At 42.7% G+C, this 25,585-nt stretch carries 22 protein-coding genes; 14 read left to right on the plus strand and 8 right to left on the minus strand.

The features are described 5' to 3' along the window. The first annotated feature begins 270 nt into the window (after positions 1-270). The 8 genes from O3644_RS03340 (at position 271) to O3644_RS03375 (ending at position 9,758) form a co-directional block, all read left to right on the plus strand. Positions 271-1,158: a DUF4300 family protein gene (locus tag O3644_RS03340; protein WP_371595049.1), complete on the plus strand. Its 888-nt coding sequence runs from the start codon at positions 271-273 to the stop codon at positions 1,156-1,158. Positions 1,159-1,212: 54 nt separating this feature from the next. Next, positions 1,213-1,404, plus strand: a complete 192-nt coding sequence (locus tag O3644_RS03345) for a hypothetical protein (protein WP_048763433.1) — start codon at positions 1,213-1,215, stop codon at positions 1,402-1,404. Positions 1,405-1,694: 290 nt separating this feature from the next. Next, entirely contained in the window at positions 1,695-3,122 is a 1,428-nt protein-coding gene (locus O3644_RS03350; RefSeq protein WP_062005214.1) for a helix-turn-helix domain-containing protein, read from the plus strand. Between the two features lie 158 nt (positions 3,123-3,280). After that, a complete protein-coding gene (gene glpK / locus O3644_RS03355; RefSeq protein WP_371595050.1) occupies positions 3,281-4,789 on the plus strand; it encodes a glycerol kinase GlpK in 1,509 nt (502 codons plus the stop codon). Between the two features lie 68 nt (positions 4,790-4,857). Next, on the plus strand, positions 4,858-6,684 hold the full coding sequence (gene glpO, locus O3644_RS03360) for a type 1 glycerol-3-phosphate oxidase (RefSeq protein ID WP_048763428.1): 1,827 nt from the start codon (positions 4,858-4,860) through the stop codon (positions 6,682-6,684). 70 nt (positions 6,685-6,754) lie between these two features. Further along, positions 6,755-7,459: an MIP/aquaporin family protein gene (locus tag O3644_RS03365; protein ID WP_048763426.1), complete on the plus strand. Its 705-nt coding sequence runs from the start codon at positions 6,755-6,757 to the stop codon at positions 7,457-7,459. Positions 7,460-7,650: 191 nt separating this feature from the next. Further along, on the plus strand, positions 7,651-8,688 hold the full coding sequence (locus O3644_RS03370) for a M42 family metallopeptidase (protein ID WP_371595073.1): 1,038 nt from the start codon (positions 7,651-7,653) through the stop codon (positions 8,686-8,688). A gap of 122 nt (positions 8,689-8,810) precedes the next feature. Continuing rightward, entirely contained in the window at positions 8,811-9,758 is a 948-nt protein-coding gene (locus O3644_RS03375) for an alpha/beta fold hydrolase (protein WP_371595074.1), read from the plus strand. Positions 9,759-9,830: 72 nt separating this feature from the next. On the opposite strand, the gene O3644_RS03380 is transcribed toward O3644_RS03375, so the two are convergent. After that, positions 9,831-11,279: an alpha-amylase gene (locus O3644_RS03380; RefSeq protein WP_371595051.1), complete on the minus strand. Its 1,449-nt coding sequence runs from the start codon at positions 11,277-11,279 to the stop codon at positions 9,831-9,833. Positions 11,280-11,458: 179 nt separating this feature from the next. On the opposite strand from O3644_RS03380, the gene O3644_RS03385 reads away from it, so the two are divergent. The 4 genes from O3644_RS03385 to O3644_RS03400 all read left to right on the plus strand — a co-directional run bounded on the left by O3644_RS03385 (position 11,459) and on the right by O3644_RS03400 (position 18,725). Next, entirely contained in the window at positions 11,459-14,503 is a 3,045-nt protein-coding gene (locus O3644_RS03385; protein ID WP_371595052.1) for a CocE/NonD family hydrolase, read from the plus strand. A gap of 124 nt (positions 14,504-14,627) precedes the next feature. After that, the gene (locus tag O3644_RS03390; RefSeq protein WP_371595053.1) at positions 14,628-16,241 is read left to right on the plus strand and encodes a M20/M25/M40 family metallo-hydrolase; all 1,614 of its coding nucleotides are present in this window, start codon (positions 14,628-14,630) and stop codon (positions 16,239-16,241) included. 110 nt (positions 16,242-16,351) lie between these two features. Continuing rightward, a complete protein-coding gene (locus tag O3644_RS03395; RefSeq protein ID WP_045497015.1) occupies positions 16,352-17,095 on the plus strand; it encodes an ABC transporter ATP-binding protein in 744 nt (247 codons plus the stop codon). After that, positions 17,085-18,725, plus strand: a complete 1,641-nt coding sequence (locus O3644_RS03400) for a hypothetical protein (protein WP_371595054.1) — start codon at positions 17,085-17,087, stop codon at positions 18,723-18,725. The genes O3644_RS03395 and O3644_RS03400 overlap by 11 nt, the downstream gene beginning before the upstream one ends. Before the next feature lie 119 nt (positions 18,726-18,844). Here O3644_RS03400 and O3644_RS03405 read toward each other — a convergent pair whose 3' ends face one another. The 3 genes from O3644_RS03405 to O3644_RS03415 form a co-directional block, all read right to left on the minus strand. Further along, complete coding sequence (locus tag O3644_RS03405) at positions 18,845-19,612, minus strand: CPBP family intramembrane glutamic endopeptidase (protein WP_371595055.1); 768 nt, start codon at positions 19,610-19,612, stop codon at positions 18,845-18,847. A gap of 192 nt (positions 19,613-19,804) precedes the next feature. Further along, positions 19,805-20,452 (minus strand): hemolysin III family protein, encoded by a 648-nt coding sequence (locus O3644_RS03410; RefSeq protein ID WP_371595056.1) that lies wholly within the window; start codon positions 20,450-20,452, stop codon positions 19,805-19,807. Continuing rightward, positions 20,436-20,897, minus strand: a complete 462-nt coding sequence (locus O3644_RS03415) for a DUF1836 domain-containing protein (RefSeq protein WP_371595057.1) — start codon at positions 20,895-20,897, stop codon at positions 20,436-20,438. Before O3644_RS03415 ends, O3644_RS03410 begins: the two co-directional genes overlap by 17 nt. Before the next feature lie 155 nt (positions 20,898-21,052). Here O3644_RS03415 and yaaA point away from each other — a divergent pair, with 155 nt between their 5' ends. After that, complete coding sequence (gene yaaA / locus O3644_RS03420) at positions 21,053-21,781, plus strand: peroxide stress protein YaaA (protein ID WP_371595058.1); 729 nt, start codon at positions 21,053-21,055, stop codon at positions 21,779-21,781. A gap of 279 nt (positions 21,782-22,060) precedes the next feature. Here yaaA and O3644_RS03425 read toward each other — a convergent pair whose 3' ends face one another. The 4 genes from O3644_RS03425 to coaA all read right to left on the minus strand — a co-directional run bounded on the left by O3644_RS03425 (position 22,061) and on the right by coaA (position 24,904). Then, a complete protein-coding gene (locus tag O3644_RS03425) occupies positions 22,061-22,789 on the minus strand; it encodes a TraX family protein (RefSeq protein WP_371595059.1) in 729 nt (242 codons plus the stop codon). Between the two features lie 301 nt (positions 22,790-23,090). After that, complete coding sequence (locus O3644_RS03430) at positions 23,091-23,609, minus strand: DNA topology modulation protein (RefSeq protein WP_371595060.1); 519 nt, start codon at positions 23,607-23,609, stop codon at positions 23,091-23,093. 67 nt (positions 23,610-23,676) lie between these two features. After that, entirely contained in the window at positions 23,677-23,913 is a 237-nt protein-coding gene (gene rpsT / locus O3644_RS03435) for a 30S ribosomal protein S20 (RefSeq protein WP_001274000.1), read from the minus strand. A gap of 70 nt (positions 23,914-23,983) precedes the next feature. Continuing rightward, entirely contained in the window at positions 23,984-24,904 is a 921-nt protein-coding gene (gene coaA / locus O3644_RS03440) for a type I pantothenate kinase (RefSeq protein ID WP_371595061.1), read from the minus strand. 93 nt (positions 24,905-24,997) lie between these two features. On the opposite strand from coaA, the gene O3644_RS03445 reads away from it, so the two are divergent. Next, a complete protein-coding gene (locus tag O3644_RS03445) occupies positions 24,998-25,585 on the plus strand; it encodes a class I SAM-dependent methyltransferase (protein WP_371595062.1) in 588 nt (195 codons plus the stop codon).

Raw genomic sequence — 25,585 nt, forward strand, 5'->3', positions numbered from 1 at the left:
GAGTTAGCTATTCTACCTTGCTCATCAATTTATAAATCAAAGTGACTGCCGTTGATAAAAGTGCAGTCACTTTTTTGCTTAGGGGAATAGCTTCGTTGAAGTATGTGTTTGTTTTACAAAATTGGTCTTTCAGTTCAGATGTGATTTCAAGAACAAGGAAGTTTCTCTTCAAATTAGCTTTTTTCTTTCTGTTTTACAGTATTTCTTGATATAATAACAAGAGGAATTATTTGAAGAAGATATGGTAAAAATGTAAAAAAGGACGAAAGAATGAAGAAAGTAAAAAAGATTATCTTGATGAGTGCTTATACTTTGGCAATTCTTGGCTTAGCTGCATGTGGGAAGGCACAAAAGCAATCAAACGGCAGTCAAGAAAATCCAACAGTTGGTCAGACTAGCTCGGAAAAATACCCCTGGAAGGCGACTTATTCAAATCTAAATAGTCAAAAAAGTGTCGAAGAAGTTAAGAATCTGTTAGCTGCCGACTTGGATAAAGACAGTGTCGATAACTTTGTCAATCTAGTCAATGACTACAATGGACTTGTTGGCTCGACTGGTTTAACAGGCGATTTCACTAAGTTTACCAAAACAGAATATGACGTAGAAAAAATCAATCCTCTATGGCAGGCAAAGAAGGGCGATTTTATCGGGACAAATTGTCGGATCAATACCTATACTTTGCTGAAAAATAGCATTGAAATCCCTCAAATAGCAAAAGATGACGAACTCTTGTTCATCGATAATGACTCGATTGACAAGGGCAAGCTCTTTGATGCCAAGGATAAGGAAGAATTTAATATCCTATTCTCAAGAGTCAAGACTGAAGCGACCCAAGATGTCAAGGTACATGCTAAGAAGATGGAGGAATACTTCAAACAGTTCAAGTTTAACGAAAAGGCTCGGATGCTCTCCGTCATCGTCCACGACAATCTTGACGGTGATTCTCTCTTTGTAGGGCATGTCGGTGTCTTGGTTCCAGATAAAGACGGCTATCTGTTTGTCGAAAAGCTGACCTTTGAAGAGCCATACCAGGCTATAAAATTTGCCAGCAAAGAAGATGTCTACAAATACTTGCAGACAAAATATAAAGACTACACAGGGGAAGGACTGGCCAAGCCCTTTATCATGGATAATGATAAGTGGGTAGAGGGGAAATAGAATTTTTAGCCAGTTAAGTTTTATGTAAACTCTAGTTAAGGGAAGGCCATAAAAATGGATAAAAAACAGACATATTTTTCGATTGCCCTTATTCTTATCGGTTTTCTACTTGTGGAATCAAGTATCTATATCATACCTTATATTGAAGGATTAAAAGAATTAGAAATAGCTGTTTTTGTAATTGGAATTCTGATTTTACTAGGTGTCATCATCTTATTAGAAAGGACTAAGAGGCATCATGATTAAAGAACAGTACTTACGAATAAAAGATTTAGACATTATTTTATGGGAATTTATTGCTCATCAATTAGAGGAATTATCCGTTTGAATTTTGCAAAGAATATGTAAATATCGTACTTAAAAGGGTGAACCAAGCCTGATGATACAAAGGAAGTCTGAGACGGCTGGGGAAATCATCCCGCTGGTCAGGTTTCCTTTTTGTTTAGTCATAGATGGATGTAGCAGATGAAGCAGATTGCTTCGTCTTTTTTTCTTTTTGTGTTAAGCTAAGATTAGCAAACTGAAAGGGTTCTCGGATGTATCTAGCAGACTTAATGGAAAAGAGTGAAGCGGGGCAGTTTATTGTCCTGTCTTATTTACAGCAGCATTCTACATCCAGTTTGAAGGCCGTCATGTCAGAAACTGGCTTTTCGAAAGCAACCTTGACCAAGTATATTAGCCTGATTAACGACAAGACTGTGGACAATCATGCAGCCTTATCCATCCAGCTTCAAGACGAAACACTCAGTCTGTCTATCGGACCGGATACCAAAGGTCGCGATATTCGCAGGCTCTTTTTGGGCAATGCTGTCAAATACCAGATTTTAAACTACTTGCTCTATCATCAGCAGTTTTTAGCCCATCAGTTGGCTCAGGAACTGATGATCAGTGAAGCAACCCTCGGCCGCCATATAGCTGGTCTAAATCAGATTTTATCAGAGTTTGAGCTCTCTATCCAAAATGGCCGCTTGAGAGGACCGGAGCACCAGATCCGCTATTTTTATTTCTGCCTCTTTCGCAAGGTTTGGTCCAGTCAAGATTGGGAAAGAGAACTTCAAAAATCGGAAAGAAGGCAGGAAGTTGCCGTCTTAGAAGAACTCTGCGGAGCCCAGCTCTCTCAAGGTCAGCGATTAGACTTGGCACTTTGGGCGCATATTACCCAGCAGCGCCTGCGCGTCAATGCCTGTCAATTTCAAAACATTGAGCAGAAGATGCGGGGCTATTTTGAAAATATCTTTTACCAGCGCTTGCATCGCCGGACAAATGATTTCTTTGCCGGACAGCACATCACCCTGAGTCAGGAAGATGGCGAAATGTTGATTCTCTTTTCATTTCTCATTTCCCATCGGATTCTGCCCCTGCACACCATGGAGTATATTCTGGGCTTTGGCGGTGAAATTGCCAGCCTGATTACGCAACTGATTCAAGAGATGAAATCTCAGGACTTGCTAGGTGACTACATTGAAGACCAAGTGACCTACGAACTCAGCCAGCTTTGCGCCCGCGTCTTTCTTTTCCGAGGCTACCTATTGCAAGACAAATACAAGCATGACTTGGAATTGCGCCATCCTTACTTATGGAGCGAATACGATTACCGACAAGTAGCGGACACTATTTTTAGAAAGCTGCCTATTTTTCAGCAGGGAACTTCTCTGGATAAAAAGGTTTTGTGGGAATGGCTCCAGCTGATGGAGTACATTGCCGAAAACGATGGCCAAGTCATCAAGATAGGTATGGACTTGACGGATAGCTTTATCGTTGTTTCTAGAATGACTGCTATTTTAAGGCGGTATTTAGAGTACAATCGCTTTATTAGCATTGAAGCCTACGACCCAGCTAAAAACTATGATCTTATCATCACCAATAATCCCATTCATCAGACTCCGCAGGTTCCTGTTTATTATTTAAAAAATGACTTGGATTTGGAAGATTTGACTCAAATCCGTCACATGATATTTCATTAAGAAACCTAGAGAAATCTAGGTTTTTTGTGATTTTTACACAATCTCCTCAAAATTTTTTAAAATTTTAAAAAAATTGATGAACAAGAAAGCGCTTTATTTTATATACTAGTTACTGTAAAGAGGAAATCTCCTCAAGACTTTAACCAGGAGGACAGTACATGTCACAAGAAAAATACATCATGGCCATTGACCAAGGAACTACTAGTTCCCGCGCCATCATCTTTAATAAAAAGGGAGAAAAGGTCAGCTCTAGCCAAAAAGAATTCACTCAGATTTTCCCTCAAGCAGGTTGGGTTGAGCACAATGCCAATGAAATTTGGAATTCTGTTCAATCAGTAATTGCTGGAGCCTTTATCGAAAGTGGTGTGAAACCAAGTCAAATCGAAGCTATCGGAATTACCAACCAGCGTGAAACAACTGTCGTCTGGGATAAAAATACAGGTCTTCCTATCTATAATGCTATCGTTTGGCAATCTCGTCAGACTGCTCCTCTGGCTGAACAGCTGAAAAGCCAAGGATACGTGGAAAAATTCCACGAAAAGACTGGTTTAATCATTGACGCTTACTTCTCTGCTACCAAGGTTCGCTGGATTTTGGACCATGTTGAGGGAGCACAAGAAAGAGCTGAAAAGGGCGAATTGCTCTTTGGTACTATTGATACCTGGCTGGTTTGGAAATTGACTGACGGCGCGGCTCATGTGACCGACTACTCAAATGCAGCTCGTACCATGCTCTATAACATCAAGGAACTTAAATGGGATGATGAGATTTTGGAAATCCTTAACATTCCAAAGGCTATGCTTCCTGAAGTTCGTTCTAACTCAGAAATTTATGGTAAGACTGCTCCATTCCATTTCTACGGTGGAGAAGTTCCAATCTCTGGTATGGCTGGTGACCAGCAGGCAGCTCTCTTTGGACAGTTAGCCTTCGAGCCTGGCATGGTCAAAAATACCTACGGAACTGGTTCCTTCATCATCATGAACACTGGTGAAGAGATGCAGCTGTCTGAAAACAACCTCTTGACAACCATCGGCTACGGTATTAATGGAAAAGTTTACTATGCTTTGGAAGGTTCTATATTCATCGCAGGAAGTGCTATTCAATGGCTACGCGACGGTCTTCGGATGGTGGAGAGCTCACCAGAATCTGAAAAATATGCCCGCGATTCTCACAACAATGACGAAGTCTATGTCGTACCTGCCTTTACAGGTCTGGGCGCTCCATACTGGGATCAAAATGCACGTGGATCTGTCTTTGGCTTGACCCGCGGAACCAGCAAGGAAGACTTTATCAAGGCTACTCTGCAATCCATCGCTTACCAAGTACGAGACATCATTGACACCATGCAGGTGGATGCCAAGACTGCTATTCAAGTCCTCAAAGTCGATGGCGGTGCTGCTATGAACAACTTCCTCATGCAGTTCCAGGCTGACATTTTGGGAATCGATATTGCCTGTGCTAAAAACTTAGAAACAACTGCTCTCGGTGCAGCCTTCTTGGCAGGACTGTCAGTAGGCTACTGGAAAGACTTAGACGAACTCCGGACTCTCAATGAAACAGGAGAACTCTTTGAGCCGTCTATGAATGAATCCCGTAAGGAACAACTCTACAAAGGATGGAAAAAAGCCGTTAAGGCAACTCAAGTATTTGCAGAAATCGACGACTAATACTGATTCATATTTTGATAATCAAGTCAGTAGAAGCAGGAAATGACTAAGTTAGAAAGTGTACAATTATGGAATTTTCAAAGAAAACACGAGAATTATCAATTAAAAAAATGCAGGAACGCACCTTGGACCTCCTGATTATTGGTGGTGGGATTACGGGTGCTGGTGTAGCCTTGCAAGCAGCTGCAAGTGGTTTGGAGACCGGTCTGATTGAAATGCAGGACTTTGCAGAAGGGACTTCTAGCCGCTCTACCAAATTGGTCCATGGTGGCCTTCGTTACCTTAAGCAATTCGACGTAGAGGTGGTCTCAGATACAGTTTCAGAGCGTGCTGTGGTTCAGCAAATTGCCCCTCACATTCCAAAACCAGATCCAATGCTCTTGCCAGTTTACGATGAGGATGGAGCGACATTTAGCCTCTTCCGTCTCAAAGTGGCTATGGACCTCTACGACCTCTTGGCTGGTGTCAACAACACACCAGCTGCTAACAAGGTCTTGAGCAAGGAAGAAGTGCTCGAACGGGAACCCGAACTTAAGAAGGAAGGTCTGGTCGGCGGCGGTGTCTATCTTGACTTCCGCAACAACGACGCGCGTCTCGTGATTGAAAATATCAAACGCGCCAACCAAGACGGCGCCCTGATTGCCAACCATGTCAAGGCAGAAGGCTTCCTCTTTGATGAATCTGGAAAGATTACAGGCGTTGTTGCGCGTGACCTCTTGACGGATGAAGTCTTTGAAATCAAGGCTCGCTTGGTCATCAACACAACTGGGCCTTGGAGTGACAAGGTGCGCAATCTGTCAAATGATGGTGAGCAATACTCACAAATGCGTCCAACCAAGGGAGTTCACTTGGTAGTTGATTCTAGCAAGATCAAGGTTTCTCAGCCAGTCTACTTTGACACAGGTTTGGGAGACGGCCGGATGGTCTTTGTACTTCCACGTGAAAATAAAACCTACTTTGGTACGACTGACACTGACTACACTGGCGACCTAGAGCATCCAAAAGTAACACAAGAAGATGTGGATTATCTCTTGGGCATTGTCAACAATCGTTTCCCAGAAGCAAAGATCACAATTGACGACATCGAAAGCAGCTGGGCGGGTCTTCGTCCATTAATCGCAGGCAATAGCGCTTCTGACTACAACGGCGGAAATAACGGTACCATTAGCGACGAAAGCTTCAATGCCCTGATTGCGACTGTTGAAAGCTATCTTGCCAAAGAAAAATCCCGTGAAGATGTTGAAGCGGCTGTTACTAAACTTGAAAGCAGCACATCTGAAAAACACTTGGATCCATCTGCTGTGTCCCGCGGTTCCAGCTTGGATCGTGATGACAATGGCCTTTTGACCCTTGCTGGTGGTAAGATTACAGATTACCGTAAGATGGCTGAAGGCGCCATGGAGCGCGTGGTTGAAATCTTAAAAGCAGAATTCGACCGCAGCTTCAAGCTCATCAACTCGAAGACCTACCCTGTTTCAGGTGGAGAGCTCAACCCAGCAAATGTGGATTCCGAAATCGAAGCTTTTGCGCAACTTGGTGTATCACGCGGCTTAGACAGCAAAGAAGCCTTATATCTTGCAAACCTTTACGGCTCCAATGTTCCTAAAGTCTTTGCCCTCGCTCACAGCATCGAGCAAGCGCCAGGTCTCAGCCTAGCGGATACCTTGTCACTGCATTATGCGATGCGCAACGAATTAGCACTCAGCCCAGTAGATTTCCTCCTTCGCCGGACAAACCACATGCTCTTTATGCGGAATAGTTTAGACGCTATTGTAGAGCCAGTTTTGGATGAAATGGGTCGATTCTACGAGTGGACAGAAGAAGAAAAAGCGGCTTATCGCAATGACCTAGAAGCTGCCCTTGCAAATAACGATTTAGCAGAATTGAAAAAATAGAAAATAGAAGAAGAGGTGGCGGACTAGTTCTCCTGTCTAGCTTTCCCTTCTTTTAGATGGAGTAATATAGATGATGAAAGAAATATTTGGTGAATTTTTAGGAACCCTGCTCTTGCTCCTTTTGGGAAATGGCGTCGTTGCAGGCGTGGTTCTTCCCAAAACTAAGAGCCACAACTCTGGTTGGATTGTGATTACCATGGGATGGGGGATTGCCGTTGCCATCGCTGCTTTTGTATCTGGCAACCTTGGTCCAGCCCATCTGAATCCTGCCCTAACCATCGGAGTAGCTCTCAAAGGTGATCTACCTTGGGCATCTGTTCTTCCGTATATCCTTGCACAGTTTGCAGGTGCTATGGTCGGACAGTTCCTTGTCTTCCTACAGTTCAAACCGCACTATCTGGCTGAAGAAAATCCAGCTAATATTCTTGGGACATTCAGCACTGGCCCAGCTATCAAAGATATCTTCTCAAATCTGATTAGCGAAATCCTTGGAACTTTTGTCCTTGTACTGACTATCTTTGCTCTTGGACTTTATAAGCTGCAAGCAGGACTTGGCACTTTTGCAGTTGGAACCTTGATTGTCGGGATTGGTCTTTCACTTGGTGGAACGACTGGTTATGCCCTCAATCCTGCGCGTGACTTAGGACCTCGCATCATGCACAGTCTCCTTCCGATTCCAAACAAAGGAAATGGTGATTGGTCTTATGCTTGGATTCCAGTTGTCGGTCCAATCATCGGTGCCGTCCTTGCAGTAGCAGTCTTCTCCCTATTTTAGACTAAAATAAAGCAATCCTCTTCTCTAAGATTGATACATGCTTGGAGAAGAGTATTTTTGTATAGATTTTCAAATTTCATCGAAGATTTTGCTAAACCAATCTAAAATCAGGAGAAAAGAGCCAGTCAGGACGATATTTGACAGCGGATTTATGCTATAATTGACAGTATAAATGATCTAAAGGAGTTATGATGAATCAAACTGTTCAATATTTACAAGAATTAACGGCTATCCCTTCTCCAACAGGCTTTACAGCTGAGGTGGCGGACTATTTGGTACAAACGCTGGAAGGATTGGGCTATGAGCCGGTCCGGACCAATAAAGGCGGTGTTCATGTCGTGGTTAAGGGAGCAAATGATGCTCAACATCGGGTCGTGACGGCCCATGTGGATACTCTGGGTGCTATCGTGCGTGCGGTCAAGCCAGACGGTCGCCTCAAGCTGGATCGGATTGGTGGTTTTCCTTGGAATATGATTGAAGGAGAAAACTGCCTAGTCCATGTGGCCAGCAGTGGCAAGACTATCAGTGGGACTATCTTAGTTCATCAGACATCTTGCCATGTCTATAAGGATGCTGGAACGGTTGAGCGAACTCAGGATAATATGGAAGTCCGTTTGGATGAAAAGGTGACGAGTGAGAAAGAAACGCGGGATTTAGGAATCGAAGTCGGCGATTTTATTTCCTTTGACCCGCGTACCACAGTTACCGAGTCAGGCTTTATCAAGTCCCGCTTTCTGGATGACAAGGTCAGCGCAGCTATTTTGCTCAATCTTTTGCGCATCTACAAAGAGGAAAAGATTCAGCTGCCAGTGACGACTCATTTTGCTTTCAGTGTTTTTGAGGAAGTCGGTCATGGGGCTAACTCCAGCCTGCCGGAGCAAGCAGTGGAGTATCTGGCTGTTGATATGGGCGCTATGGGTGACGACCAGCAGACAGATGAGTATACGGTTTCCATCTGTGTTAAGGATGCATCGGGACCTTATCACTATGGCTTCCGCCAGCATTTGGTAAATTTAGCCAAGGAGCAGGACATTCCTTACAAACTGGACATCTATCCATTTTACGGATCAGATGCCTCTGCAGCCATGAGTGCAGGAGCAGAAGTCAAGCATGCTCTGCTAGGCGCTGGTATTGAATCCAGTCACTCTTACGAGCGCACGCATATCGATTCAGTAGTAGCGACAGAGCGCATGGTGGATGCTTATCTGAGAAGTGGCTTGGTGGAGTAAAAGTAGAGCATTTAGCTTTGAATAAGAGGCAGAAATATGAGTATCCTGTGGGAAGCAGAATGGCTGTTCTTGTTCAATTGGTTAAATTTTCGTAGATTCCTAAAGATATTTGGAAAGTTATGATGTTCAGGTATTTGAAGAAATTCTTTCTGTGTTTGCTTTTTACAATCATCAGTGCTCTGGTCTTAATCTTTACTTATCATCAAATCTGCCTGACTAAAGAGCAAAAGTTGCTTGATAATCCCTCAGGTCGTCTGGTTCAAGTAGATGGCAAGAAAATGAATGTCTATGTAACTGGTCAAGGAGATAAGACGCTGGTCTTTTTGGCGGGTGGTGGCACCACTTCCCCTATTCTTGACTTTAAGACCCTCTATTCAAGATTGGAACAAGATTATCGCATAGTTGTGGTGGAGCGCTTAGGTTACGGCTTTAGTGATGACAGCCAAGGAGATAGTAGAGACATTGACACGGTACTTGCCCAGACGAGGCAGGCCTTAAAAAAGGCTGAAATCACTGGCCCATATACTTTGGTAGCTCACTCTATGGCTGGGCTAGAAGCGCTTCATTGGGTTGCAAAATATCCAGAAGAAGTCCAAGGCATTATCGGACTGGATATGGCTTTACCGAGTTCTTACACTGATTTGAAGCTCTATCCTTTGGCTTATAAAGGCTTACAAATGGCTGCTAATTTAGGTTTAAGCCGGGTATTTTATGATGCTGACAAGCAGGTTCCCGCTCTTACGTCTGGTGATTTGACAGCAGAAGAAAAGCAGGTATACAAGGCTCTTTTCTATCGACGTCCATTGTCAAATGCTGTTTATGAAGAGGTCACCCAGGTCAAGCAAAATGCTGAGGCAGTTTCTAGAGAAAAGCTTCCTGAACTGCCGATCTTGCTCTTTTCTTCAAATGGGCAAGGGACTGGCTATAGTCAGGGAGAATGGCAGAGCTTCCAGAAGGATTTTGCAGCGCAGCATCCACAGACAGAGCTGATTCTACTGGACTGCCCTCATTATGTGCATAATTACGCCAGTGATGAGTTGGCAGAAAAAATAAAGCAGTTTTTAAAATAGCAAGTTTTATACAAGCTTGAAATACTAGAAAAACGAGAAGGAAAGATTCCCTCTCGTTTTTGGATATATAGATTATTTGACAGACCAAACACTGACTGACTTTTCCTCCACTGGAAATTCTCCCCAGCCTTCTTCGTCAATGGTTACGATTTGAGAGCTGTTGCCCAGATAATCGCTGAATTCTCTACCAGCCCATTCTGAACCGACCAGCATACGTTTGCTGCTGGCTTGGTCATTGCTGATAACAACAGCGATTGGCTGACCACCGTCCTTGCCTTGGCGAATCCATCCGATACAGTTGGCATCGTCAAAGTAGTCAGTCTGCTCACCGTAAGCTAGGTTGAGACGAATATCCAAGAGCTTGTCCAGTACGTCTTGGAAGCTCTCTTGGGCAAATTCCCCACTAATACCATAGTAGTCACCATAAAATACGCAAGGCAGTCCCTCCTCTCGAAGTAGGATAAGAGCATAGGCTGCTGGCTTGAACCATTCTTCGACAGTAGACTCCAGAGCTTGTCCTCGCTGGGTGTCGTGATTGTCCACGAAGGTCACGGCTGATTCAGGATGATTCTTAGCAAGCGTCTGATCAAAAATCGTCCGCAGGTCAAAGTCTGCCCCAGCTATGCTAGCGTCAAAGAAATTATGGTGGAGCTTGACGTCAACCAGATCAAAGCGGTATTCGATATTTTTTAGATAGTCGTTATTAGCCGTCTCATCGCTGTTCCAAAATTCCCCAAAAACATAGAAATCCTCACCGTATTTTGCAGTTATATCGCGGATAAAATTTCTCATAAAGAAGGAGTCAATGTGCTTGACAGCATCTAAACGAAATCCTTGAACACCTGTTGTTTCGATAAACCAGTAAACCCAGTCGTAGAGGTTTTGAATGACCTCTGGATGCTTGAAGTCAATATCGGCATACATGAGATAGTCATAGTTGCCGTTCTCATTGTCCACCAGCTCATCGTCTGCCCAGCCTTTATTGTCTCCTTGGATAAGGAAAATGCCTGACTTGTTGTTTTTGGCATCATAGTCCGTACCGGTAAAGTGGTACCAATGCCATTCAAAGTCATTGTAGGTTTTATTGCGGCCTGGGAAGACAAACTTAGTCCATCCTTTGATTTCGAAAGGTTCTGACAAGACCTTAGTTCGGTCGTTAGGATCCACTTCAACGACAGTAAAACGCTCCTTGTAGTCCGCAGCTGCTTTGTGATTGAGGACTACATCAGCCATGGGTTCAATGCCATTGGCTTTGAGAGTTTGGATAGCTTTTAGGTAGTCTTCCTTAAAACCATATTTGGTGCGGACGGTTCCTTTTTGGTCAAACTCACCTAAGTCGAAGAGATCATAAACTCCATAGCCGACATCATTTGAGCCTGTTGCTTTGAAAGCTGGTGGCATCCAGACCTTGCAGATACCTTTTGATGCTAGGTGCGGAGCATCCTCCGCCAAGCGATTCCAATGTTGACCATCATTTGGTAAGTACCATTCAAAATATTGCATTAATGTTTGATTTTCCATACGAGATACCTCACATTCTTGGGATGGGTCTATTTTACCAAAAGAAGAATGATGATACAAACGTTTATACAAGTTAATTTTATATTTTTTGCTCATAAGATAAAACTAGCATTGAAATTGAAACGCTTACATAGTATAATGGACAAGTAATAAACTTTATAAAAAGAAAGGGGTTCTTTATGAAAAAGAGAGGACTAGTGAGGTTACTCTTATCAGTCTCGTTATTTGCACCTTTGGCCCTAGGCCGGGTTGTTCAAGCCGATGAGGCGAGTCAGGCGAATGTCGAAAGCAAGGAAATTCTTCAAACAGAAGCTATTGCAAAGCCGTCTGAACCGGTATCTTCAGTCCAGCAACCAGCGGTTTTAGAGGTTGAAAGTAAGGAATCGTCGGCTACTGCAAGACCAGAAAAGCAAGAAGAGGAATCGGTCACTGCTGAAAAACCAGTTGTGGACTCTGAAAAGCCTACTTCTTCATTGGAGTCGCCACCTTTAGCTTTGGCTCAAGATGCTAGCTTGGTGCCTTCTGCTGTGCCTGCCACTGCTAAAGGACAAGACCTGTCTGCTTATACGGGAAGTCTTTCAAATCCAGCCTTGGCTGATAAGGAATTGACCCTGCAAGAAGCAGTCGATGAACTACTGAAATGGGCAGCTGTCAATGAATCTCAGCTAGGCACCAGTGCTCAAGATAGAGTGAATCTAGCTAAGAGCATGGGAATGATTGACAAAGAGGCTGATTTGACAGCTCGCGTACAGGGAAGCAATCTGCAGACTATGTATGCAGTTGCCAAGCGCCTGCATGATGCCTATCGTGCTGAAAAGAAAGCACCGCTCTTTTTGAATGGTCGGGCACAGCCAATTTTCCCATACAGCAGTGGAGCTAAGGAAGATAAAGACTATTCATACGAGAAAAGTGACATCGTCCGTTTTCCTGTCTATGTTGAGACGGATCATGATACGGATGGAGACGGAAAGCGGGACCTCGTCAAGGCTATCGTACAACTTCCGAAAGCAGTAGCCCAAGGTGATTTTAAGGCTTCGACAATTTTAGAAGCTCGTCCTTACGTCGCAGGGACTTTGGATGAAAACTATGTGACCTTAGAAAGCCTCAATCTGCCGACAAACGGTTCTTATGATATGAAGAGTTTGCACAATAAGCCCGCTAAGCGCCAACCGGTTTCTAGCATGAGCAGTATTGATGCGGCAAAGAAGGCCAAAGCGTCAGATTGGTACTATTATAGCCCTTATGAAGGGATTTATGATTACGAGAATTTGAACTGGTATGATTACTTCCTAGTGCGCGGCTATGCCTTTGTTTCCAGTGCTGGTCTGGGTACTAAGGGTTCAGAAGGCTTTAATACAACTGGATCTGATTTGGAAGTAGAAGCCTTTAAAAATATTGTCGAATGGGTCAACGGTAAACGAACGGCCTACACGGACAAAACTAGCAATATTGAAATCAAGGCTGACTGGGCTAATGGCAAGGTCGGCATGACTGGCCTATCTTGGGCCGGTACGACAACTTTCGGTGTGGCAACAACGGGTGTAGAAGGCCTGAGAACCATCGTTCCAGCCGCAGGAATTGCTAGCTGGTATGATTATTTCAATAGTCAAGGAACAGCTTACAGCAATCCGCCATACAGTGATCTGTCTTGGCTGTCACTCTATGTTTCTACTCGGATGCTCGACCAAGACGATTGGGCTTCAATCTGGAACAAGTATGCTGACTACATCAATCAGCTAAACAAGGACCAAAAAGCTAACGGTCGCAATTATAGCCAAATTTGGCGGGAACGCGATTATACCCTAAATTCAGGAAAGATAAAGACTAGCGCCCTGCTGGTACATGGCTTAAATGATGACAACGTCAAAACAAAACAGTTCGATCTTATGTATGATGTCTTGAAAAAAGCGGGACAAAATGTAAAACTCTATCTCCACCAAGGAGACCATGTCCATCCGGCAGCTATCTCTCGAGGGTATGGCATCAAGGCCAACAATCAAGATTTCTACGACTTGCTCAATATTTGGTTCTCTCATTATCTTTACGATGTCAAGAACGATGTTAGCAAGCTTCCTGCTGTTTTGGCACAAAATAACTACGATCCAAATAAATGGACGAGCTATGATAACTGGAAAAGTAATAATCGTTTGATTTTGACAGCTAAGTCCAAACGTCTAGAAGAAACCATCTCCAGTGACTATGCGGCTGCTGGGATTGACACTAGCAAGCGAGATGAGGCAGTCAGTCAAGCTTCTTCTAAGGCCAACATGACCTTTATGACAGAAGTCAAAGAAGATACGACTATCAAAGGCCATATTCCAGTCCACTTCAAGGCAGCCTTGACCAAGGGAAGTGGCAAAAACTTGCAGGTCAATGCACTCTTGGTAGATGTATCAGATCAAGAGTTTGATGTTGTTGGAAATGGTGCTGCTGGTGATGATAGCAAGGCTGGTGACTTCTGGATGGGCAGCAATCTCAGCAATCTGGATGTTAAAAACTTTGCAACAACCAAAACTAAATACAAGGTCATTGCTAAGGGCTGGCTAAACTTAGCCAATCCAGAATCAGGCTATACACCGTCTAGTTCAGAAAAGAGTATTAAGCCAAAAGTAGGCCAATTCCATGATTACACCATGTATTTGCAGCCGAATCTTTACACGGTGAAAAAAGGCCACAAGCTGGCTCTAGTCTTCAATACTTATGACCCTAGTGATCTGACGATTAAGCGTCAGTATGCAGTGACTTTCAAGACGGATTCTATTAGTGCGCTAGTACCGACTGTGGAAGCGAGTCGTTCTCAAAAAGCTGATTATGTAGCGAGTGCTCTTGATACGGAATATGCCAACTTACCTGAAATTCTTGGTGAAAAGCTAGTTGCACCAGAAATCAGAGAAGTTCCAGAATATATCTTTGATAGACAGGAACTACAACAAGGAGCTCCGTCAGTTGATTCGAGGGTTAGACGTAAAGAAGAGCAGCAAGGAACGACTGACCATGTGCAGCAATTAGGCAGTCAGAAAATGGTGCCTCAGGTGCAGCAATTGGCTAGTCAACCAGAAGCGTCTCAAGTGGAGCAGGCAGCTGTTCAACAAGCTCAACAAGCCCCAGCTTCCTTGCCAAAAACTGGTAGCCATTCAGAAAAAGGAATGTTCTATCTAGGCTTGGTGCTTCTTGTCAGCACATTCGGCATGTCTGGCCTCGTTAAGAAATATTCTCGTCGTTAGTCATTACAAGAAAAAAGCAGCCAAACATTCCTGACTAGGTAAAGATTGGCTGCTTTTGCCTTATCGTCTTTCAGCTGGCCTTGGCTTACAAGTCAGCAATGTCAGCAATATAGAGGTAGAAAGAATGAAACAGTATATTCAAGATATTTTTGACCAAAGTATGGCGATTGAAAGTTTTACCCATACTAGTTCTGAGCGGAAGATTGAAGCCTTTCTTCAGGAGCGGATAGGGGAGATTCCTTATTTTCAGGAGCATCCAGAACAGTTTGGCTGCTATCAGATTCCGAATGATTTTTATAACCGCAGTGTCAACTGGGCTCTGGTCAAGCGAGATACGGCTGATACCGTGATTCTTTTTCATCATCATGATACAGTAGACATTGAGGACTTTGGCAGTCTCAAAGACTGGGCTTTTGATAATCAGTCCCTCAAAGAAAAATTGCCCTCCATTTCTTCAGATTCAGATCTTTTAGCGGATATTGCGTCGGACAAGTGGCAGTTCGGTCGGGGGTCTTGCGACATGAAAGCGGCTCTGGCCTTGCAGCTGGGAGTGGTGGAAGCATATAGTCAGAGACAGTCTGGTCAGGTTAATTTGCTTTATCTTTCGGTCGGAGATGAGGAATCCTATTCCCAAGGCATGCGGGCAGCAACAGCCCTGCTTGCTGAATTGAAGGAGCGCTTCCAACTTCATTACCTTCTGGCTGTGGATTCTGAGCCTTTTGAGAGTCAGTCAGCGGAGGAAAAGGTGCTTCATATAGGAACAGTCGGCAAGTTGATGCCAGTTGTCGTGACTCAGGGGATCCTATCGCATATGAAAGAGCCGCTCAAGGGGATCAATGCCCTGTCCTTGCTGGCCAAGGTTGCTGAAAAAATTGACCTTAATCCGGCTCTATCTGACATGGCCTACGGAGAACGCTCGCCCCTGCCATCTTGGTCCTATCTGCGTGATTTGAAGGAAAATTACGATGTGTCTACCGTGCTGCGTGCTGCAGGTTATTTCAGCGTCCTTTATCTAGAAAAGAGTCCAACAGAGCTGCTGGCGATCATAAAGAATCTCAGTCAGGAAGCAGTGGATGGCTTTTATCAAAACTATTGCCAGCTTCAGAAAGTCTATCAAGAAAGCAAGCTTGTAGCGAAACCGCGCGTGCTGACCTATCAGGAATTACTGCAAGAATGCCAAAAAAAAATCGGTTTTGAAGAAACTTTGCAGCAGATTTATGAAGAGGCGCAGCAAGCCTTGAGAGACGGTGCATCCTATCAGGAGATAAGCATTCAAAATATCCAGAAGGTTCTAGATTTCTACGATCGTAAGGAAGCTTTGGTGATCCTAGCGATTGCGCCACCTTACTATCCATCCATGAATTGTCGCCGTCTATCAGACAGTCCGATTAGGATTGACAAGGTCATTCAACTCTATCAAGATTATCTGAACAAGGAAGCTGGCTGTCAACTCCAAGTGGACGAATTTTTCATGGGAATCTGTGACCTTAGCTACTGTGCCCTAGAGAAGCCTGCCGCTGAATACCAAGACTTAATTGCCAGTATGCCTGTGCCTGAGAATCTCTATCATCTGGATTTCCCAGAAATTGTGGCTAATCATATCCCCGGTATCAATCTCGGTCCATGGGGCAAGGACTTGCATCAGCTTACTGAGCGTGTCTATGAGCAGGATATGCTGGAAACCATTCCTAATTTCTTGCTCTATCTGCTGGAGAATGCTCAATCTTTCAAAGTTTAAAGGATGGTTCTGCCTTGTTTTAAAGCAAAATCCGAACTTTTTTGCTAGTTTCTAGACAAATGATTTTTAGGATAGTATAATAACTTTAAAACATAGCAAAGGAGATTCCCATGATTGAATTTAGAGATGTTACAAAAGACTATGATGGCAAGCTGGCGCTTAACCATCTGAATCTGACCTTGGAAAGCGGTGAGATTGTTGGTCTGATCGGTCACAATGGAGCGGGTAAGTCAACGACCATTAAATCCCTGGTCAGCGTCATTAATCCGACACAGGGACAAATTTTTGTGGACGGCAAGGAGCTATCCAGTAATCGTCTAGAAATCAAGAAAAAAATCGGCTATGTAGCTGATTCTCCTGACCTTTTCTTGCGTCTGACAGCCAATGAATTTTGGGAGCTAGTAGCGACTTCCTACGATATGACCACGGCAGAAGTAGAGGCTCGTTTGGGTGAGTTGCTGGCTATCTTTGACTTTGCTAGCCATCGTTATGAAGTAATTGAGTCGTTTTCACACGGTATGCGGCAGAAGGTCTTTGTCATTGGTGCCCTTTTGTCCGATCCAGATATCTGGGTCTTGGATGAGCCTTTGACAGGCTTGGATCCTCAGGCAGCTTTTGATCTCAAGCAGATGATGCGCGAGCATGCTAACAAGGGAAATACAGTTCTGTTTTCAACCCACGTGTTAGAAGTGGCTGAGCAGCTATGCGACAAGATTGCCATTCTCAAAAAAGGAGAGCTGATATTCTACGGAACGGTTGAAGACCTAAAAGCCCAGCATCCAGACCAATCCCTCGAAACCATCTATCTAGGTCTGGCTGGCCGCAGAGAAGAGGTGAGTTCAGATGCGCCTTAAAGCGATTAAAAAATTAGTTGATATCAATATTCTCTATGCTATCCAAGCTTCGCAGTTGCAGCAATACCGCAAGAAGCAGGAAAAAAATCCAGAGGTAAAAGTCAATGTCTCCCTGCAGGCTATTCGAATGTACTTGATTTTGGGGTTGGTCTACCTGTTCTTCTTTGGTATCATGAGTGCCTTCAATCACATAGTGGGCAATCCGGGACATTTTGCCAATATGGTCTCCATATTTGCTGTATTCTCCATGTCGCAGGGCTTCCTGGTTTTCTATAATGTCTTTTATGAAAGTAAGGACTTGCAATCCTATCGGCCCTATGCCTTTAGTGAATCAGAAATCATTGTCGGAAAGAGCATCTCTGTTGTCCTGACTCTCTTGATTGCGATTCTGCCCATGTATAGCTATTTCATCGTGCTAGCTCTTCAAGGCGGAAATCCCTTAGTCGGCTTGCCTATGGCCTTGATTTCGATTGTCATTTTAAGCTCTGTTATAACCTTTATCATTTTGATTTTGGTGCATTTTATCACCAAGACAGCTTTCTTTAGAAAGTATAAGACCATTCTATCCAATGTGATTCTGGGGCTAGTCTCCCTTGGTTCGGTAGGACTCTATATCTTTATCAATCAAATGAACAGTCGTAGTATCGCCAGCAATACAATATCCACACCTTATTTCCCGCCAGTTGTAGCCTTTTACGACTTTATCATCAATCCTTTTAGCTTGTCTGCAATTTTAGGAATTCTAGCTTGGCTTGCCGTGGCGGCTCTGCTCTTCTTGGTGGTTAAGTTCAAGGTCATACCAGAATTTTATGAAGCAGCCTTGATGACGGGTGCAGCAAGTGGCAAACGTGAGCGGGTGCACGATATCAATATGGACGAGGCCAAGAATTTCAAGAAGTTCGTCTGGCGCTATCACATTCGGCTGCTGAGTGAAGGTTCGGTCATCTTGCAGGCTCTCTTTATGTCGGCACTGATTCCTTACATTATCATTTTTAGTATGGCCATGGGGGCAGTCAAAGCAGATCTAGATGTTAGCCCGTTCTTGATTCCGCGATTTTTACTTCCGCTTAGCTTCCTATCTATGTTTATCGCTACCCTCAATTCGGGTGGGAATAATCTGACCTCTATAGGTTTATCCTTGGAGCGGGAAAATTTTGATTATCTGAAGGTCTTACCTTTTGAGCTAAGAAAATACGTTCGTCTCAAATTTTGGTATCTCTTTGCTATTCAGTCCATTCTACCAGTGATTCTTCTTTTGGTGACTAGTTTTATCTTCCATGTTCATTTGGTGACGTTTCTCGTTATGCTGCTGGTTTGGTTTATGGCCAGTCTGGCTTGGAGCGCTTGGGGCTATCATCGGGATTATAAGCATTTGGTGACCAATTGGTCTAATGTCAACGAGCTGATGACTCGAGATAACAGTATGGGTAAGACCCTATTGGCACTAGCCTTTACTATTGGAGTAATGATCGTGATTGGTGTTCTCTATGTGATTTCATACTCCCTATCTCTCACGGTTCTCTATCTCCTTTCTGTTCTGCTGATTTTGATTTGTGGACTTGTTTCTTATCTGATCTATCGCTACTATATGAAAAAACTTGATAGTGAGATTGCTAGTTTTAATTGCTAATTGACCATAATAAAAAGCTTAGCAGCGAGGTTACTTGATACCTTGTTTCTAAGCTTTTTAGTTGCGATTTATTTTATAGTTTTCCGATATAAACTGTATGTCAGCTGATTTTTATCCTTTTAAGAACGCCAGTTAATCAAGACATACATCAAGCTGGAGCCAAACATATCCGCCAAGGCGTGCATGAGAAAGAAAGGCAGGAGGTTCTTGACCTTGTACTTGTAAAGAAAATAGTAGAAGAGACCATAGACCACTCCGATAACCAAGGCCCAGAGCATTCCTTGGTAAGTATGGAAAGAAATCCGAATGATAGTAGAGTAGGCCAGTGCCCACCACTTATACTTACCCTTGACTGAGGTCATGAGGCCAAGGAAGAAGAATTCTTCATAGAAGCCATTGAGCAGTCCATAGAGGATGGTCATAGGTGTCAGTTCAGCAAATTTCCGGAAGATTTCCAGTAAATCTATATAGGACCAGAGGGTTGAATCAAAGTAATTATACTCGCCACTCAGTGTCGTCACAATGTCGCCAAAGAACCCTACTGCGGCAAAAATAAGAGGTGTCCAGAGCAGAACCGACCAAGTCAGGCGGATGGGAAGCTGCTTAAAATCAAAGCGTCGAAGCAATAGATAAAGAATAGTCAAGACCAGCATCAGTAGCTGAAGATTGAAATTGCTTGAGAATGCTGCGCCTTCGCTAGCTGTATTGCTGACAGTTTCAGTTGCCGCTGTCGTCGCTGTTGTTGCTGTTGTTGCAAAGCTAGCTAGATAAAGCTCGGTTGATGTGTAGATGAACTGACCAAACATGAGCAGAGTAATCACAAGAATATCGAACCATTTCAGCTCTTTCAGGGGCTGCGATGGGCGGATTTTTGATAAAATAGTCATTCATTTCCCTTCCATAATTGGCAGATTTAATTGCCAGAGATCATCTTTTCTATCTTTATCTTAGCAGAGAAAGCTTAAATTTATATTATTTTCAAAGTCGCTGATTTTGAGAGGAGATTTTTGCAGACCAGTTGTAGGTTTGGCTGAAGAGCTGCATTATGCTATAGAAAAAAACTGCTTTGGCAAGCAGTTTTACATGAAATAAACAATAGCTAAGTACTGGAGGGCAGAGGCAGCTAGGATGAAGAGGTGCCAAATCATGTGGAAGTAGGGCTTCTTTTTGGCATAAAAAGCAGCACCGACTGTGTAGCAAAGACCGCCTGCTAGCATGAGTCCCCAAAACACTGGTCCAGTTTGTCCGATAATTTGCGGGATGATAAAGATAACCAGCCAACCCATAATTAGATAGAGAGCCAGGCTAAATTTCTCATTGACCTTTTTGGCAAAGATTTTGTAGAGAATACCAAAGATGGTCGTGCCCCACTGAATCACGATAATCAGATAACCCCGCCAGTTATTCATGAGTGAAAGGACGACTGGCGTATAGCTGCCCGCGATAGCGATATAAATCATGGAGTGGTCAATAATCCTTAGAATGTATTTGTGGGTAGAGCCATAGGACATGGAGTGGTAAATGGTAGAAGAGAGAAACATGAGGAAAAGGCTTATGACAAAGATAGAAGTGCCAACAGCAGAAACGAGGCCATGCTCTTCATAGCTGTAAACAGCAGAAATCGGAAGGAGAATCAGCATCAAAACAGCTCCGACGGCATGGGTAACAGCATTGGCAATTTCCTCTCCAAAAGAGAGTTGTTTACTGAGTTTAAGCGCGTAGTTCATCGTTATCGGACTCCTTTTCGGGTACTTGGATAAAAGCAAGGGTTTGCTGGTAGAGTTTTAAGGTCTGACAGGCACTGGCAATGATGGGAGTCACTTCAAGCTTCCGTCCGTTCATATAATCCACAAAATCATTGTAGAGCTCTTCAGACTGGGTCTCAGCGTTGAGCATATCTAAAGTAGCAGCAATATCTTGAATAGAAAAAACAGTTTTCAAGCTTGTAATAGCAATCAAACGAGCAACTTGCTGGCGATTGTATTTTTTCTTTAGAGGTTTTTCAAGGTAGGCATGCTTGACATAATTATTGATCATGGATGCCGTCAAGCCTTTGTCGGATGCAGTAAAAGCTGGCTTGCAGACCTTGTTGACGTAGAGCAGGACTTGGTCCAGATACAGGTCAAGAACAGGTAATTCATCCCATCTCGGGAACAGATTTTTCGTTTCCAAATTTCAAACTTTCTAATATCTAGTTTTGATAACTAGATATTATCATTTTTGAAAATTAAAGTCAAGAATAAATCCAATTAGTCCAAAATTTGCTATAATCATGAGTAAGGAAAACAGGAAAATGGACTCTGAATCCAAGATGAGAAAGGGAAAATATGAAGATTTTAATTCCGACCGCCAAAGAAATGAATGAAAATCAGAGCTCGCTGGGGCGCTCCCAGTTGACGCCTAAAAGCAAAATCATAATAGAAGAGTTGTTGCAATTCTCAGCCAAAGAGCTGGAAAAATTATACAAAATCAGTCCGCAAATGGCTGAAATAGAATACCAGCGAATTCAAAATCTGAGCAAGAATGAAGCAGAGACTTATCCGGCCTTGCACTTATTTGATGGGCTCATGTATCGCAATATCAAGCGAAAAGATTGGACATCAGAGGAGAAATCCTACATTCAAGAGCATTTGCTGTTAACGTCTAGTCTATATGGAGTCATTCCTGCCTTGAGCCCGATTGCCCCTCACCGCCTGGACTTTTTGGTGGGACTAAAGCCCAATGGTCAAACGCTGAAAAAATTTTGGCGGGAAGAGTATACAAAAACAGTAGCGGATGAAGATATGCTGCTTTCGCTCTTGTCTAGTGAGTTTGAGGATGTTTTTGACAAAGCGGTCAGAGAGAAGATGCTTCGTTTTAAATTCTTAGAGGAAAAGGCTGGCAAACTCAAAAGTCATTCTACTATTTCTAAAAAGGCGCGTGGGCAGTTTTTGACTGCTTTGATGGAAGCCCAGGTCGATCATCTTGAGCAAATAAAACAGCTCTCTTTTGCAGGTTTTACCTATCGAGCAAATCTTTCAGATGATAAAGAATTGGTTTTTGTAAAAGAAGAATAAGAAAAGGAGGCTGGGACAAAAGTCCGACCTCAAATATAGAAAGCGAACAAAACTAGTTTTCTGGTAATCAGAATTCTACTTTGTTCGCTTTTCGCATTTAATTATAGATTTGAAGGGCTTAATAATTAAGAATTTTAAAAATTGAAATATTTTTGTCCCAAACTCTTTTTTGTAGTAAAGAGACTATTGTCCCAGACTCTTTTACTCTATTATTTAGATTTACCAAAAGAAGAATTAACTTAACAGGTATTCTGCTGCAACTTTTAATACATTCATTAACTACATTAGAAATAAGAGAAAGGCAATTCGAAACAGAGACAGGGCGAGCAAATGAAGGGGATAAAACCAGTAAAATACTTTTCCAATATTGGGCCCTTTTTGACCGTTGTAGAAAGAGGTCACGAGGAGAAACAGAAGACAGGTGGCAGCCAGATCAGCCAGACCATCATAGGAGAAATTGAAGGCCAAAATTAGGATTTGCACACTGTTCAATGCCAAGACACCGCCAATTTTTCGGAAGATTGGGTCTTTAATCTTTGCAAAGGAATAGATACCAAAAACTCCTCCCGTCAGTCCGCCGTCAGCGATAATGGACAGAGTAAAACAGAGTAGAATAATTAGAACTTTTCTCCAGGTTGCTGTTTGCTGATCACTGTAATAAAGAGCACAGAGCCCCAAAAATAGAGTAACAACCGTATTTTGCATGATAAAGCCAAGACCAGTAACCCAGCCCATCAGAGAGAAAGGGATGATACTGATAAGAGCCAGCAGCCCCAATCGTCTCATATACTTGCTCACATCATGACTGTGCCGATAGCCTTCCGCAATACAAAAGGCAAAGACTGGAAAAGCCAGGCGGCCTATTATGTGCATACTATTGGCCAGCCAGTTAGGAGAGAGAATATTCATATTGGTAGCCAGTGGAAAAGATACCCAGGCGATATGGTCAATCAGCATTGCAAGCATAGCAAGCAGTTTCAAACTGCTATTGTCAATCATTTTTTTCATAGGATACTCCTTTTTCCTTTCCTATGATACAAGAAAGAGTTCCTTCTTTCCATTTCTTTAGCTTACATTTCTCTCATTTTTCTTACAATTTTGTAAGTTGGAATTTCACCTTTTTACCTCATCAATGAATACTTCTGATTTTTCTTGACAAATAATACTGAACGAGGCTGGGACAAAAAGATTTTGATTTTAGGGATTCTTTATTATAAATTTTTAAAATTGATAGATTAGACAAAAAAGTGAACAAGACAGAATTCTGAGTGTCAGATAACTCCGTTTTGTTCGCTTTTTATATTTAAGGTTAGACTTTTGTCCCAGATTCTTTTACATAGTCTGATAATTGCTTTTGATTCTGCAATTCGATAAATTTTTCAGGATAGGTCTGACGAACTTTTTGATAGAGATTTTTAGTCTCTCTTGTCCGACCATCCCAAAGGATCCAGCGGATGAATTCCCAATCCAGTCTTTCAGTACAGCCAGAAGCCATACTATCTCGCACTTGATTTCGGTATTTGAGGTAGCGTTTGAAGGCGCGATAGAGGCAGTTCCAGCGAGAAAAGTTCATAAAGATAATCTGATCAGCCTGAGCCATCCTTTCCTCAAAGCAGGCAAAGGAGTAATTACCATCAATGACCCAGGATTGTTCTTGATGGAGGAAATCCGCTAAATCAGCCTTGACTTGGTCTTGACTACGAGTCTGCCAGTTTTCTTCAAACTGAATCGTGTCCAGATGAAGCACAGGAATATGGTGAAAGTGGCCTAACTGCTGGGCTAAGGTTGACTTGCCAGAGCCTGAGTAGCCGATGATAGCAATCTTCATATACATTCTCCTAATTACAGTGAGCAACAAAAAAAGCTCCGTGGAGCTCCTTTGTATGCGCGATGCATTATTTAGCAAGTTTAGCTGAAAGACGTGCTTTATCGCGGCTTGCTTTGTTTTTGTGGATCAAACCTTTTGTTTCTGCTTTATCGATAGCTGAGCTAGCAGCACGGAAAAGTTCTTCAGACGGGTTTGCTTCAAATGCTTTGATTGCAGTACGCATAGCTGATTTTTGAGCTGAGTTTTTTTCGTTTTGTTTAACGTTCAATTCAGCGCGTTTGATAGCTGACTTAATGTTTGCCAAGTTATTCACCTCCATTGAAAATACTAACTATCTAATTATATATGAAAAGTTGTGATTTGACAAGTCTAAATTATTTTTTTAGATAGATTTCGTCAATTTCATGATTTTTAGCCTTGTGCAAAATCACTTCGGCCCTATTACGAGTTGGCTCAATATAGTCTAATAAGTTCACCAGATTGATTGTTTCCCAGATATTATGGGCCAGCGCCATGACTTCTTCTTCAGGCTGGGTCGTAAAGCGATGGTAGTAGTTATTCGTGTCGTGCTTGGCTAGTGCCAGTAATTTTTTAAAACGATCTAGATACCAAGACTCAATATTTTCGATTTCGGCATCTACGTAGATAGAGAAGTCGAAAAAGTCAGTCATATAAAGGCGTTCATTTTGCGGATTTTGGAAAACATTGATACCTTCCACGATGACAAAGTCAGCTGCCTTAATCTCCTGCTTATCATTTGGGACAATATCATAAATTTCGTGCGAGTAGACGGGAATTTCATAGTTTTGACCATTTTTAATGCGGTCTAAAAAGTCCAGCAAGAGTTCCATATTATAGCTTTCAGGGAAGCCTTTGCGATTTAAAATCCCTGTTTCAATCAGAGTTTGATTAGGATAGAGAAAGCCATCTGTCGTCACTAATTCAACGGTGGCATTTGTAAAAGTCCGTGATAGGAGAATTTGCAATAGGCGGCTAATCGTTGATTTTCCAACGGCAACACTGCCAGATACTCCGATGATAAAGGGTTGCCTTTTGCTTTCCTTTTGTAGAAAAATACCTTTTGAAAAGGCAAGATCTTCTTTGGAACGTTTATAAATCTGAATGAGATTTGTCAGAGGAAGATAAACATCTGTTACATCCTGTAGACTGATTTTGTCATTGAAACTCTTAATAGAATTGAGCTCGGACTCAGTGAGCGGTGGATTTTTCTTTCGATGCAGATTTTGCCAAGTTTGGCGGTTGATTTTTTCAAAGTGAAGAAATTCGTTAGTCATAAGTTACTCCTATATGATGGATTTTAGTATAACATACTTTTGGAGAAATGAAAACGATTTACAAATCTAGAAAATTTATGATAAAATGGTTTTATGACTAAAATGTATTTTGCAGAAAATCCGGATGCCAAACATGACATTCATGAATTAAAAGTGGAATTATTAGGACAACAGATGACCTTTTTAACGGATGCTGGTGTCTTTAGTAAAAAAATGATCGACTATGGCAGTCGAGTTTTGTTGTCTGCCTTGGAATTTAGCAAAAAAGAAACGCTGCTGGATGTGGGTTGCGGCTATGGAACGTTGGGCTTGACTCTGGCTAAAGCGCAAGAGCTGGAAGTCACTCTCGTGGATATCAATCAGCGAGCGCTAGACTTGGCTAGAAAGAATGCGGATGCGAACCAAGTGTCTGCAGATATTTTCCAGTCCAATGTTTACGAAAAGGTGACCGGACAATTTCATCATATTATAAGCAATCCACCGATTCGGGCCGGTAAGCAGGTGGTGCATGAAGTTATTTCAGGTAGCTATGATCACTTGCTAGCGGATGGAGATTTGACGATTGTCATCCAAAAGAAACAAGGAGCTCCTAGTGCTAAAGCCAAGATGGAAGAAGTGTTTGGCAACTGCGAGACTCTCAAGAAGGACAAAGGCTATTATATCCTAAGGAGTGTGAAATAA

It is taken from the genome of Streptococcus sp. 27098_8_113 (assembly GCF_041432545.1).
Taxonomy (GTDB): Bacteria; Bacillota; Bacilli; order Lactobacillales; family Streptococcaceae; genus Streptococcus.

Bases quoted from the DNA above. Each gene is read 5' to 3' on its own strand.
- O3644_RS03340 (WP_371595049.1), top strand. From the start codon at position 271: ATGAAGAAAGTAAAAAAGATTATCTTGATGAGTGCTTATACTTTGGCA.
- O3644_RS03345 (WP_048763433.1), top strand. From the start codon at position 1,213: ATGGATAAAAAACAGACATATTTTTCGATTGCCCTTATTCTTATCGGT.
- O3644_RS03350 (WP_062005214.1), top strand. From the start codon at position 1,695: ATGTATCTAGCAGACTTAATGGAAAAGAGTGAAGCGGGGCAGTTTATT.
- glpK (WP_371595050.1), top strand. From the start codon at position 3,281: ATGTCACAAGAAAAATACATCATGGCCATTGACCAAGGAACTACTAGT.
- glpO (WP_048763428.1), top strand. From the start codon at position 4,858: ATGGAATTTTCAAAGAAAACACGAGAATTATCAATTAAAAAAATGCAG.
- O3644_RS03365 (WP_048763426.1), top strand. From the start codon at position 6,755: ATGATGAAAGAAATATTTGGTGAATTTTTAGGAACCCTGCTCTTGCTC.
- O3644_RS03370 (WP_371595073.1), top strand. From the start codon at position 7,651: ATGAATCAAACTGTTCAATATTTACAAGAATTAACGGCTATCCCTTCT.
- O3644_RS03375 (WP_371595074.1), top strand. From the start codon at position 8,811: ATGTTCAGGTATTTGAAGAAATTCTTTCTGTGTTTGCTTTTTACAATC.
- O3644_RS03380 (WP_371595051.1), bottom strand. From the start codon at position 11,279: ATGGAAAATCAAACATTAATGCAATATTTTGAATGGTACTTACCAAAT.
- O3644_RS03385 (WP_371595052.1), top strand. From the start codon at position 11,459: ATGAAAAAGAGAGGACTAGTGAGGTTACTCTTATCAGTCTCGTTATTT.
- O3644_RS03390 (WP_371595053.1), top strand. From the start codon at position 14,628: ATGAAACAGTATATTCAAGATATTTTTGACCAAAGTATGGCGATTGAA.
- O3644_RS03395 (WP_045497015.1), top strand. From the start codon at position 16,352: ATGATTGAATTTAGAGATGTTACAAAAGACTATGATGGCAAGCTGGCG.
- O3644_RS03400 (WP_371595054.1), top strand. From the start codon at position 17,085: ATGCGCCTTAAAGCGATTAAAAAATTAGTTGATATCAATATTCTCTAT.
- O3644_RS03405 (WP_371595055.1), bottom strand. From the start codon at position 19,612: ATGACTATTTTATCAAAAATCCGCCCATCGCAGCCCCTGAAAGAGCTG.
- O3644_RS03410 (WP_371595056.1), bottom strand. From the start codon at position 20,452: ATGAACTACGCGCTTAAACTCAGTAAACAACTCTCTTTTGGAGAGGAA.
- yaaA (WP_371595058.1), top strand. From the start codon at position 21,053: ATGAAGATTTTAATTCCGACCGCCAAAGAAATGAATGAAAATCAGAGC.
- O3644_RS03425 (WP_371595059.1), bottom strand. From the start codon at position 22,789: ATGAAAAAAATGATTGACAATAGCAGTTTGAAACTGCTTGCTATGCTT.
- O3644_RS03430 (WP_371595060.1), bottom strand. From the start codon at position 23,609: ATGAAGATTGCTATCATCGGCTACTCAGGCTCTGGCAAGTCAACCTTA.
- coaA (WP_371595061.1), bottom strand. From the start codon at position 24,904: ATGACTAACGAATTTCTTCACTTTGAAAAAATCAACCGCCAAACTTGG.
- O3644_RS03445 (WP_371595062.1), top strand. From the start codon at position 24,998: ATGACTAAAATGTATTTTGCAGAAAATCCGGATGCCAAACATGACATT.